This window comes from Lactobacillus apis, from assembly GCF_002837055.1.
In the GTDB taxonomy this organism is placed as follows: Bacteria; Bacillota; Bacilli; order Lactobacillales; family Lactobacillaceae; genus Lactobacillus; species Lactobacillus apis.
Window position 1 is genome coordinate 1 of record NZ_PDKP01000010.1, and the last position, 12,560, is coordinate 12,560.

Sequence of the window (12,560 nt, forward strand, 5' to 3'; positions counted from 1 at the left end):
AATTGAATTCACATGATATTTACTAGCAACTTCCGGAAAATCTTGCTCAAAATTTTCTGTTCCCAGCAAATCAAGTCCTTCATTTTTTGCCATTTTATTGCCTGCAGTGACAATTACAACATCCGCATCGTCAAGCAATTGCTGTGCTTTATTCAGATTTTCCATTAATTACTCTTTCTTATTTTCGGTCATACCCCGTGAAAGAAACATGACCATCTTCAAAATCAGCTAAAAAGATATCACTAGGATCATTAAAGCCGGCTTTTTTCACTTCTTCTTTCAGCCAGTTTTCATCCTCATCAATAGATTCAAGCACATCTTGATTGATTTGACCATCATTTATTAAAGGAAAACGAACATTTTTCTCATCTGTTTTAATTACAGTCAATTGCCCATTCTTTTCAAAAATACAATTCTTTACTTTATCAACAGAATAGATTCCCTGGCTACGCAATTTAAACATTAACTCATTGGCAGAAATACCAGCTTTTAAGCAGTTTTTTACTAAAACTTGCCCATCCTTGATGATCTGAATTGGCTTACCATCAATTAAACTGCGAATAAAATTACTGTGCTCACGCGCAAACTTCAAAATAAAGACTACTAATGTCCAAACAATTAGTACTAGTAAAAACTGTAAAACGGAAATACTGGAATTATAGATTACACCACCGATAATCCCACCAAGAACATAGTTCTGGAGTTGATCAAGAGCAGTTGTTGGAGCGATATTGGTTTTACCAAAAACATTTATTTGAAAAATTAAAGTTAACACACCTAAAACGAATTTAATAAAGAGCTGCGTATAGTCCATCTCAATCTCCTCCTAATTCTTTATATCAACTTGATGATTAATCACATGCGCTTGTTTCAAAGAATAAGTGTTATTGTCATCATTTAGTTCTAACTGATAGTCAATATCTTTTGAGTTGATCCGTACTATCAAACCGTCTTGAAGTGTCGTCGAACTTACCAAAACATCACTGGTAGGCACTCCAAAGTCCTTGGCGACAGACTTAATAAACGGTGTAATTTGCTCTGATTGAGACTTAACCAGGTTGGTTTGAACATATTTTTCATATTGTGTGCCACCAAATAACAGCAAGAACAATAATGCGATAATGCCCAAATCACGATAGCGGGTGTTAAACCGGTGTCGCAAATAGAGGACGGTAAAAGCAATCATAGCAACCGCCGCAACCGCAATTAGAATATACAAAATTGTTTTGTTAGTATTTTGATTCTGCTCAATATACTTAAGTGTATAAAAAGTCATAACATTCCCACCTTTTTTAAAAATAGCAGCTACCCAAAAGCCGGCAAGTAGTTGCGCTATAACTTCGTTTATGGCTTTATAATCAGCTTTTTCACTAGCTAGCTGAGCACCTAAAGCCACCTAATTTAAGTATAGCAAAGACTCATCAGAAGTGATTGATTCAAGCTTGCTAGGTAAATTTAGCTCCAAAAGCATATTCTATTTCTTTTTGTCCTGTTTTGCTTTAACTCGTTATAGGCTAAAATAGAGATTGATTAATAAAAAGTAAGGAGAAAAATATGAAAACTGGATCCAAAATTATTACTTTAGACAACGGTTACCATCTTTGGACTAACACCCAAGGACAAGGCGGCATTCATTTACTTTGCTTGCACGGCGGCCCTGGCGGTAACCATGAATATTGGGAAGATACTGCTGATCAACTTAAAAAGCAGGGTTTAGACGTTCAAGTAACAATGTATGACCAACTAGGATCACTTTATTCAGATCAACCTGACTATTCCGATCCCGAAATCGCTAAAAAATACCTGACTTATGAATATTTCTTAGATGAAGTTGATGAAGTACGTGAAAAGCTCGGCTTAGAAAACTTTTACCTAATCGGCCAAAGCTGGGGCGGTCTTCTTGTTCAAGAATATGCTGTCAAATATGGTAACCATTTAAAAGGCGCAATTATTTCTTCCATGGTTGACGAAATCGATGAATACGTTGCTTCTGTTAACCGCCGCCGTCAACAAGTTTTGCCACAAACTGAAATTGACTTCATGCACGAATGTGAAGAAAAAAATGACTATGACAACGCTCGTTATCAAGAGGATGTCAACATTTTAAACATCAATTTTGTTGATCGTAAGCAGCCTTCTAAGCTCTACCACTTAAATGATATTGGCGGAAGCGCAGTATATAACGCCTTTCAAGGTGACAATGAGTTTGTTATCACTGGTAAATTAAAGGACTGGCACTTTAGAGACCAACTGAAGAAGATCACTGTCCCAACCTTGTTAACTTTTGGTGAAGAAGAAACAATGCCAATCTCAACTGCTAAAACTATGCAAAAAGAGATTCCAAACTCACGTCTAGTAACAACTCCAGATGGTGGACACCACCACATGGTTGATAATCCAGATGTTTACTACAAGCATTTGGCTGATTTCATTCGTGAAGTAGAAAACGGCACTTTTAAAGGTGAATAACTAGTAAAAATCAAGTAGAACTCTACTTGATTTTTATTTTAGCTATTAAGTCACATACACTATTTATTCTATATTTTTGTATATCAATTTAGTCTTAACTGATAAGTCATTTTCTAACTGATTTCTTAATAATGGTGGTAAGATGAACATGAAAAATAGTAACTGTTAAATAACAAGGAGCTGATAAAATGAGGTATTTTATAGCGGCTATGCTTATCATCAGTGGGTGTGCCTTTATTTTCGACTTGTGTTTTAGCCTTTACTTAACATTTAGTCAACATATTAAGCAAGAAAAATATCCTCGCTTTCAGCGTAAATTCAATACATTGCTTCTTTTAATCCCTGCAATGAATGAATATTCGACATTGAAGCGAGATATGCCAGGATTGCTTACATTACACGATAAATGCAAAGATTTTATTGACTTAAAACTAGTTTTTATAGACGATGCTTCTAGCGATGGCACTACAGAATTGCTAGATGAGTGGTCACAATCTAACCCTGAAAATCTCTACATCATCCATCGCGTTAAGCCTAATGCACAGCAAGGTAAAGGACCTGCCCTGCAGGACGCAATTAATCATCTGCTTAAAATGAATTTTCCTGTAAAACAAACGTTAGTTGGAATTATTGATGCAGATAGTCATTTTGATAGTAACTATTTACACCAAGTAGTTAATGCCTTTGAAAATTCAAATTATGACTTGGTTCAAACACGCGTAGATGTCTATAACACCGTCGACAATCTGACAATTATGCAGAACTTTGAATTATCCGTTTACAATGGCTTGTTGCAAATGGCCCGCACCAATTGGGGCACCGCTCTCGCATCTGGTAATGGACAGTTTGTTACATTAACCATGGCGGAAAAAGTTGGTTGGTCTTCTTCTCTGCTTGAAGACTGTGAGTTTTCACTAAAGGGACTGTTACGAGGTTATTATGGCACCTTCTTAAATACCGCTGCAATTAGACAAGAAGGTATCACTAATCTTGGCAAGCTAATCCGGCAACGCACAAGATGGTGTCAAGGTGGTCTGCAATGCCTAAAAATCTATGGTGGAAAAATTGTCAAATCTGACCGGATGTCAGCTGGAGTTAAGGCCTTTATCCTATTATTTTTATTAGTGCCTTATATATCAGTTATCGTGGTTCCATCATCAATCGTGTCGGTTATTACGTTGATTGCTTATGCCAGATTCAATTTGGGGGCAAGCTTAGCGATCATCCTGACTCTGTTATTAACCGAATACACTATTAATGGTTTAATGATTAAAAAACAGTGGTTTGAAACTGGTTTTAGTACCGTTAACAACCCAATTGAGATTTTAAGAATCATTTTTAGTTTTGGTGTTTACCGCTGGTTATTATCATTTATCCCCTACCGATCAATTGGTAGAGAATTAATCGGCAATAATTCTTGGACCAAAACTAGTCATACTTAGACTTTATTTTAGCAAAAGAAAAGCGCGCTCTATCTGGCGCGTTTTTTCTTTATGTAATTATACTATGTCATGGATTAATTCAATTAATTGGAGAAAGAGGCTTTTCGTTTCTAATCATCGTTGATTTAACAACCATCTAAAACTTTCCCAATTCCCATCTTGCTTTATCGCTTTTATCAATTTCTTTAGCTAGGATAGTTTCAAATTGCGTTTTATAGCCCATAATGGCATTAGCAATCTGTTTAGCTGCATTTTTTGCATTTTTATCGGTAGAGGTTGGTAACAATAACGCGATTTTTTTGACTTTGTCCTTTTTATAAGTCGTTTTATCCTGGTCCTCACCCTTTATTACCTCTTCAATAGCATGTGCATTTTTCAAGTTTAATTCTAGCTTTTCGCAGTCTTCATCCGCTTTATTGTTAAAAGCAGCATTAATTGATTCTAATATTAGTGCTACATCGATTTTTGAAGCTTCAAAGCTTTTGACAGGAGTATCATGCAAAAAATTGCCACGGTATTTAACAATGTGGTGCATCGCCAAAAAAATCTCACGTAAATCAAATTTGCGATTTTCTGTCATTAAAGCTTGACGCAGATGTTAAATTGTCGGATATTTCTGATAAAACTTTGCATCTTCTTTGGCTGTTGGGAAAACAATTGCGGCGTACTTTTTCCGATCTTTATCTAAAGGGGAAACCCATGATTGATGAAGACGAACGAAGAAACTTGGATCAACTTCAGCCATTGGCTCCGCAAAAATTTCTTCTAACAATCCTAAACGCCATTTTCTTCGTTTAAGCCGACGGCGTGTAGTTCTAAAGCCGCGACGATCTGCAGCAGAGTGTCCCTCTTCAAATAAATGTGAACCGATAGCGGTTTTACCACGTAACTTTAAAAGATTATTTTTCTTGTCGGCTGCAGCCCAACCACATGAGTTTGTCCCGATATCGAAACCTAATATATAGTCATCCTTTTTTTGACTCATTTTCCTTCTCCTAATGATTTTTTAATTACTATAATCATACACTTAAAAAGGAATATAACCTCTATTTTTTAGTATACGAAAAATGATGGCTTAACTAGCCATCATTTAGCAAAAGTACTTATTTCGATTTTTCTTTAATTGTTTCTGCCGATTTTGCCAGCAGTTTTTCTTCTTCATCAGTTAAAGCCAATTGTACTTGTTGAACTATGCCATCCCTACCAACAATTGCTGGGTATGATAAGTAAGTACCATATTCCTCCTGGTAATTTGAAACTGGAAGCTCTGTGCGAGCGTCACTTTCAATTGTTTCAACTAATCTAGTAACTGCTGCTGCAATCCCATAGTTGGTGTATTGCTTACCCTTATAAACAGTTTGCCCGCCAAACTTAATTTCATCATTTAGGTCTTCAAGCTTCCACGGCTTGTCTTTAACCAACTCCGTAATTGGTTGCTCCAAAACTTTAACAGTTGACCAAGCAGTAAATTGCGAGTTGCCGTGCTCACCTAAGTTAAAGCCTTCAACTGAACGAGGATCAACGTTCAACCTCGAGCCAACAGCTCTTTTCATTCTTGAGGTATCAAGAAGTGTACCCGTTCCAATGACATGCTTTTTAGGCAAACCAGTCAATTCTTGATACATATTAGTAATTGCATCAACAGGATTGGTAATTGCGACCAAAATGCCATCAAAACCACTCTTTTTAATTGAAGCAGCAATGTCCCCAATTCGTTCTCTATTATAGTTTAATTCCGCAAAACGCTCTCCACCAGCTTCTAAACTAATGTTACCAAAAGCACTAATAATAATATCGGCATCTTTTAAGGCAGAATAGTCATTAATTACAATGTTGGTGTGATGCTTCAAGTTAGCCATTGCATCTTGGAAATCAAGCTCATCCGCAGTAACTTTTGCCTCATTTACATCAATTAAAACTAAGTCATCAACCAAACCTGAAATAAGTAATTGATGTGCTACTGTGCTACCAACATGACCATCACCTATGATACCGATCTTATTACTCATGATATTTGTCCTCCTAGAAAGTAATTTAAGGTTTTATCTAAAAAATTTGTTATCTCTCATTATAGCTGTTTTCTATTAAAGATGAACTTAAATTTAAAAAATAATTAGATTTTCTAACAAGGTTTCAACAAAAATTAAAAAATGATTTCAACCCTTTTTATCTTTCATGAACTATACTAAGCATTAGGAGGTACATTATGAGACAAATAAAAATTGGTAACACTAACTTTAGTGCTTCTGCAATCGCATTTGGGATAATGCGGATGAACAAGCTGTCAGTTGATGAAGCTGTTAAAGCATTAGAAACTGCTCATGACACAGGAATTAACTTTATTGATTCTTCAGACATATATGGTCATGGCAAATCAGAAGAAATTTTTGGCGAAGCTTTGGAAAAGTCCTCACTTAGTCGTGATGATTTTTACATTCAATCAAAAACTGGAATTTTTGAAGATGAATCGCAAAACTACAAGACAACTCGCTATGATTTTTCAAAAGAACATATCATTAAAAGTGTTGATGGCATTCTTTCTCGCATGAGAATTGACTATTTAGACAGCCTACTTTTGCATCGTCCAGATGCATTGATGGATCCTGCCGAAATTGCGGCTGCGTTTGATGAACTGCAAAAAGATGGTAAGGTGCGTCATTTTGGTGTGTCCAACTTTAACCCAATGCAAGTCGAACTATTGCAGGCTGGATTGAGTCAAAAATTGCTGATTAATCAATTGCAACTGAGTGTCATGCACACTGGCCCAATTGACTTTAATATCCACACTAATATGACTGATGCTCGCAGTATTGACCACGACCGCGGTGTCTTAGACTATTCACGCTTACACAATATGACAGTTCAAGCTTGGTCGCCATTCCAATATGGTCAAATTGAAGGTAACTTTATCGGCAACCCTAAGTTCCCAGAAGTTAACGACGCATTACAAAAATTAGCAGATAAAAAGGGCGTTTCCAAAAACGCAATTGCAGCTGCTTGGATACTACGTCACCCAGCAATTGGTCAGGTAATCATTGGAACCATGACACCAGAACACATTGTTGACAGTGCTAAAGGTGCAGACATCTCACTAACAGCACAAGAATGGTACGATATTTACCTTGCTGCTGGCAATGACTTGCCTTAAATTTCCATCTAGAAATAATACTCTAGCATTTGTAAAGGAAAGCTAACTAAATATAAAAAGCCTAGACTGTTGTCTAGGCTTTTTATTGATATAATGATTAGAATATATTCTAAAGATTTGTACTTACAATGAACGTTACACCGTTTGAATCATATCCATTATAGTATGTAACAGCTAAACCAATTCCAATGGTTTTAAGAGAGCGGCTTTTTAAATCATCTCTATGGGCAAAATTTGCCTGAGCGTCTTTATAAACAAATTGTTGAAAGGCTTCTTGTGCCATTTTTTGTGGAGTATTATACGTGACAAGTGTTTCTAGCTCTCCATATTTTGCACCAGCGTGCATGTCGGATACTTTATATTTGTCATAGTGCTGAGCATCTTGAACAGCCCTTGTAACATCATAATCATATCTGCTGGTAATATACGCTATTTTAGTCTCAATCCCTTGGCTTGCTCTCCACTCATTAACAAGTTTTTCAAAACATCTTGCAGTTTCTTCGATTGTGTTTCTATCCAGTGCTGTTGCACTTGGAAGGTTACTTTTCATTTCTTCTTCTTCTTCAATGCTTGTATTATCATTTTGATCATCCCAATTATCAGAAGTTGGAATATCTTTATCTTCTTTTGGTTTTGACTTTTGTGTGTCACTTGCCTTAACCCAGTTATGATACTTAAGTCGGTACCATATATGGCCATCACTGTCTGTATATGTTTCATAGACGTTTTGCTTTCCAATCAGTGTATAAAGTGATTTGTTACCATTAGGCTTTGTATAAAGCTCAGCGTCATATTTCAAATAAACTGAAAATAAACCTGGACCTTTCTCTTTTGTTTCATTAGGTACAATTACTGCGTTATTTGTTCTAATATAGCGGCCTTTACCAATTCTATAGTATTTTTTACCCTTAATTGCCTTCTTGCTCAAAGCACGTAAATACGTCCCTCTTTTTAGAACAATTTTGCCCTTTCTTTTGCCAGATATGGAATAAACATAAGAATTCTGTCGTAATTGTAATCTAGGTGAAGTGGCTGCTGATGCCGTAACTGCACTATATGGCAATGCAATTAGACCTAATACCAGTGCAAATCCTGCCGAAATGGTTGTCAAAAGTTTTTTCATGGACATCTTACTCTCCTCCATAATATCTAAAAAGCTCTATATTCCACATTCTAAACAATTGATAAATAGAAGTCAGAAAAAATTTTACTTTCGTCAGTCTTTTTTGCGCTGATAGCTATTGGGAATATTTAGTTTTTTACGATATTTCGCGATTACCCTCCTACTCAAAGTAACACCGTGATCCGCAAAATGTTCGACTAATTGCTGATCACTTAATGGCTGCTGAGGACTTTCTTGATCAATTAACTTTTGCAAATCATACTCAATTCGTGCCTGAGATAAATCGGTCGTAACTTTGCGTGGAAATAGAATTTTTAAACTAAAAATTTTATTCTGACACTGAATGTACTTGTCCTTTATTGCCCTACTAATCGTACTTGGAGCTAAGTTCAATGCATTAGCCGCATCCTTTAAGCCTAAAGGTTTTAATTCCTGCGTTTGCATTGTAGTTAAAAATGCTCTTTGATATTCACCAGCATATTTTCCCAAGCGAAGGATAGTTTGTTGCCGCTGGTCTATTGCATTTTTCATTTCTAAATAATCTTGACGTTGTTGCGAAAAATATTTACCTTGATCAGATTGTGTTTTTAATTCCTTGTAAGTTTTTTCATCAAATAGTAATTCGGGAATTTGCGACTTCGCTGTTTCAATTGTTAGGCGTCCATCTTCAACTTTAAAAATCAAATCAGGTAGCAAATATTGAACGTTTTGCTCAGTCACATATTCACTTGCTGGTGTCGGATCTAGTGTCTGAATGTTAGCTAGTGCCTGAGTTAATTGACTAGTCGAAAAATCTGACTGCTCCCATTTTTGTGGATCCGCAAGTAATTCCAAACTGTCAGAAAGTAAAATTTGCATTGCAGTTTCATCAAAGTTCACTTTTTGACGAGCTTGAATTAACAGGCATTCATTTAGACTACTTGCACCAATCCCACATGGCTCTAAACTTTGTAATAGTACTTTTGCTTGCTCCAAATCCGCAAGTGAAAATTCTGATGCTTGAGCAAGTTCATTTAATTTGACGCGCAGGTATCCATCATCATCCAAATTATAAATTAGTAACTTAACAGCACTCTTTTCCCTACTACTCCAGTCACTCATCCTTACCTGTAATAAAAGATGATCGGGCAAGCTTTCACTTTCAGTATCACCAATCCATTCCAGGCTATGAGTTTCACTCTTAGGTTCAGCCAATGAAACAAAGGGATTACTCTCGCTTAACTCCTTCATTGCACTAACCAAATCATAGGTGCTATAAGATAAAACAGTTAGGTTTTGCTGAAGTTTAGGCGACAAAAAAAGCCGCGTAACTAACTGCTCTTTCGGTTTTAAGACCATTTTTTGCAATCGTGTCATCGGCTTTTCTCCTTCTAATTTAGTAAGTAACTATATTACTTGTACTCTAGTTATAAATAATAGCGCTTTCTATTGCAAAAAACTAAAAATATTTTAAAAAAAGATTTTTCCTAGGCGAAAACACTAATTAATAAGCCTTTTGTACTGCCGCATATATTTAGATCCAGTTGACACTTTTTTATTAATACTTTATGCTAAAAGTATTAAAGGTTTGGAGGTAATTTGATGATTTCTAATCAACAATTACAGCAGAATAACCGTTATTACTATAGCTACTATAGATAAGGTCTAAGTTCATCTAGATGAATTTAGACTGAAAAGTTTGAATTTATCTATGATGGCTATAGCTTTTTGAGTGTAATTAGTCACATAGGTTTCTAAGTGGCTAATTATTAGAGCAAAATAGTACTAATAATTAATTTATAGATCAGTTAATGATACCCACTTAGGAATAAGTGGGTATTTTTTATGGAGGATTGCAAAATGCAAATCAAAAAATTAATGGCAGGAATAAGTTTAACTGGATTACTATTATTAGGAGGCTGCAGTAATAATAAAAAAGCTGATAATGATTCAGACGTAAAACACGTTGGTGTTTTGCAAGTCGTTCAACATCCTTCTTTAGACAAAGCATACAAGGGCTTTAAAAAAGGGTTAAAGGAAGAAGGCTACGTCGAGGGTAAAAATCTTAAGATTGATTACCAGAATGCACAGAATAATCAAGATAATCTGAAGAGCATGAGTGAAAAATTGGTTAATGAGAAATCCGATTTAATGCTTGGTATTGCAACTCCTGCTGCTCAAAGTTTGGCAAATGCTAGTCAAGATATCCCAATTGTAGTTACCGCAGTCACCGACTTAAAGGCAGCTAAGCTAGTTAAGTCCGATGCTAAACCCGGTAAAAATGTTACTGGGACCACTGATATGGTTTCAATCGAGAGACAGATTAAGCTACTTCTATCAATTGTTCCCAAGGCTAAAACAATCGGTATTATGTACAATGCCGGTGAGTCAAATTCAAAAATTCAAGCAGATTTAGCTACAGCTGTTCTTAAAAAAGCAGGAGTCAAAGTTTTAATTAAGACAGCTAACTCAACTAACGATGTTCAACAAGTAACTGAAACTTTAGCTTCAAAGGTTGATGGTATTTTCGTTCCTACCGACAATACTTTCGATTCCGCTGCAGACGTTGTTGGTAAAGTTGTTAAAGAAAAGAAAGTGCCGCTAGTGGCAAGTTCAGTTGATCAAGTTAAAACTGGTGGACTTGCTTCAATCGGAATTGATTACGAATTACTTGGCGAACAAACTGGGAAAATGGCAGCTAAGATTTTAGCTGGTAAAGCTAAGCCAGCTGACATGCCGGTTGAGAAAGCTCATGACATGAAGTTAGTTGTCAACAAGAAAATGGCTAAGGCGCTTGGAATTGATCCCAAGTCAATCAAAGCACCTAAATAACTGTAAGAAGTATGATTCTGGTCGCTGATATCAGCGACCTTTTTTATTCTGCTAAAACATCCTCCTTCCCTTTTTCCAAATACAACTATTACAAAACTTGACTTTTTCTTCTTTTTTTCCTATAATTTTTTCATCAAGGTTGGAGGTATTTGATAATGAATATTTGTCAAAATTCACAACTGAATAACCGTTATTACTTTAGCTACTTTAGATAGTGTTTGAATTCATCAAGGTGAGTTCAAACAAAACGCAAGTTTGAGTTTATCTATGATGGCTAGAGCGATTTGTTTACGGTTAGCCACATAACTTTTAAGTGGCTAGGCGCAACTATTAAAATTACAAAATAATTTTTGTGATACCCACTTAGAAGTAAGTGGGTATTTTTTTATGGAGGATTGCAAAATGCAGATCAAAAAATTAATGGCGGGGCTAAGTTTAGCCGGATTACTCTTATTGGGTGGATGCAGCAATAATAAAAAAGCTGATAACAGTTCAGAAGTTAAGCATGTGGGGGTTTTGCAAGTTGTACAGCACCCATCCCTTGACAAAGCATATGCTNGAAGTAAGTGGGTATTTTTTTATGGAGGATTGCAAAATGCAGATCAAAAAATTAATGGCGGGGCTAAGTTTAGCCGGATTACTCTTATTGGGTGGATGCAGCAATAATAAAAAAGCTGATAACAGTTCAGAAGTTAAGCATGTGGGGGTTTTGCAAGTTGTACAGCACCCATCCCTTGACAAAGCATATGCTGGATTTAAAAAGGGTCTTAAAAAAGGTGGCTACGTTGAAGGTAAAAACCTTAAGATTGACTACCAAAATGCTCAAAATAGTCAAGACAACTTAAAGAGTATGAGTGAAAAACTTGTGAACGAAAAGTCAGACTTAATTCTTGGAATAGCAACTCCAGCAGCACAAAGTGTGGCTAACTCAACTCAAGATATCCCAGTAGTTGTTACTGCCGTAACGGATTTAAAAGCTGCAAAGTTAGTTGACTCGAATGCAAAACCAGGCAGAAATATTACTGGTACAACCGACATGGTTTCAATTGACAAGCAAATTAAATTGCTTTTATCAATTGTTCCAAAAGCTAAAACAATTGGTGTTATGTACAATGCCGGTGAATCAAATTCAAAGATTCAGGCAGATTTAGCAATTAAGGCTCTTAAAAAAGCTGGTGTAAAAGTAGTAGTTAAGACAGCTAATACAACTAATGACGTTCAACAAGTAACTGAAACTTTGGCAGGAAAAGTTCAAGGTATCTATGTTCCAACTGACAATACTTTTGCTTCGGCAGCTTCAATCATTGGTAAGGTTGTTAAAGAAAAGAAAATTCCGTTGGTTGCCGGCTCAACTGACCAAGTTAAAACTGGTGGTTTAGCTTCAATCGGTATCGACTATGAATCACTTGGCGAACAAACAGGAAAAATGGCTGCTAAAATTTTAGATGGCAAAGCTAAACCTGCTGATATGCCAGTTGAAAAAGCAGAAAAATTACAATTAGTTGTTAACAAAAAGATGGCTAAGGCCATTGGAATTGATCCTAATTCCATTAAGGCCCCCAAATAA

12 protein-coding genes are annotated in these 12,560 nt (G+C 36.0%); 5 read left to right on the top strand and 7 right to left on the bottom strand.

From position 1 onward, the window contains the following. Nucleotides 1-178: 178 nt before the first annotated feature. Both CRG87_RS06205 and CRG87_RS06210 read right to left on the bottom strand, forming a co-directional pair. Entirely contained in the window at nt 179-814 is a 636-nt protein-coding gene (locus CRG87_RS06205; protein ID WP_101138703.1) for a DUF421 domain-containing protein, read from the bottom strand. A 12-nt stretch (nt 815-826) separates the two neighbouring features. Continuing rightward, entirely contained in the window at nt 827-1,276 is a 450-nt protein-coding gene (locus CRG87_RS06210; RefSeq protein WP_074426121.1) for a DUF3290 family protein, read from the bottom strand. 278 nt (nt 1,277-1,554) lie between these two features. Here CRG87_RS06210 and CRG87_RS06215 point away from each other — a divergent pair, with 278 nt between their 5' ends. After that, on the top strand, nt 1,555-2,469 hold the full coding sequence (locus tag CRG87_RS06215; protein ID WP_074425981.1) for a proline-specific peptidase family protein: 915 nt from the start codon (nt 1,555-1,557) through the stop codon (nt 2,467-2,469). 188 nt (nt 2,470-2,657) lie between these two features. Further along, complete coding sequence (locus CRG87_RS06220; protein WP_074425982.1) at nt 2,658-3,911, top strand: glycosyltransferase family 2 protein; 1,254 nt, start codon at nt 2,658-2,660, stop codon at nt 3,909-3,911. 136 nt (nt 3,912-4,047) lie between these two features. Here CRG87_RS06220 and CRG87_RS06225 read toward each other — a convergent pair whose 3' ends face one another. The 3 genes from CRG87_RS06225 to CRG87_RS06235 form a co-directional block, all read right to left on the bottom strand. Further along, on the bottom strand, nt 4,048-4,491 hold the full coding sequence (locus tag CRG87_RS06225; RefSeq protein WP_074425983.1) for a CRISPR-associated endonuclease Cas9 REC1/REC2 domain-containing protein: 444 nt from the start codon (nt 4,489-4,491) through the stop codon (nt 4,048-4,050). 18 nt (nt 4,492-4,509) lie between these two features. Further along, nucleotides 4,510-4,896, bottom strand: coding sequence for a type II CRISPR RNA-guided endonuclease Cas9 (gene cas9 / locus CRG87_RS06230; protein WP_074425984.1), 387 nt, complete (start codon nt 4,894-4,896; stop codon nt 4,510-4,512). Nucleotides 4,897-5,014: 118 nt separating this feature from the next. Continuing rightward, the gene (locus CRG87_RS06235; protein ID WP_074425985.1) at nt 5,015-5,920 is read right to left on the bottom strand and encodes an L-lactate dehydrogenase; all 906 of its coding nucleotides are present in this window, start codon (nt 5,918-5,920) and stop codon (nt 5,015-5,017) included. 197 nt (nt 5,921-6,117) lie between these two features. Between CRG87_RS06235 and CRG87_RS06240 the strand changes: the two genes are divergently transcribed. Then, nucleotides 6,118-7,059, top strand: coding sequence for an aldo/keto reductase (locus CRG87_RS06240; protein ID WP_074425986.1), 942 nt, complete (start codon nt 6,118-6,120; stop codon nt 7,057-7,059). Nucleotides 7,060-7,168: 109 nt separating this feature from the next. On the opposite strand, the gene CRG87_RS06245 is transcribed toward CRG87_RS06240, so the two are convergent. Then, nucleotides 7,169-8,182: an SLAP domain-containing protein gene (locus CRG87_RS06245; RefSeq protein WP_165775966.1), complete on the bottom strand. Its 1,014-nt coding sequence runs from the start codon at nt 8,180-8,182 to the stop codon at nt 7,169-7,171. A 93-nt stretch (nt 8,183-8,275) separates the two neighbouring features. Next, complete coding sequence (rpoN, locus tag CRG87_RS06250) at nt 8,276-9,538, bottom strand: RNA polymerase factor sigma-54 (RefSeq protein ID WP_074425988.1); 1,263 nt, start codon at nt 9,536-9,538, stop codon at nt 8,276-8,278. A gap of 483 nt (nt 9,539-10,021) precedes the next feature. Between rpoN and CRG87_RS06255 the strand changes: the two genes are divergently transcribed. Both CRG87_RS06255 and CRG87_RS06265 read left to right on the top strand, forming a co-directional pair. Next, nucleotides 10,022-10,993, top strand: coding sequence for an ABC transporter substrate-binding protein (locus tag CRG87_RS06255; RefSeq protein WP_074425989.1), 972 nt, complete (start codon nt 10,022-10,024; stop codon nt 10,991-10,993). Between the two features lie 595 nt (nt 10,994-11,588). Then, nucleotides 11,589-12,560, top strand: a complete 972-nt coding sequence (locus tag CRG87_RS06265) for an ABC transporter substrate-binding protein (protein ID WP_074425990.1) — start codon at nt 11,589-11,591, stop codon at nt 12,558-12,560.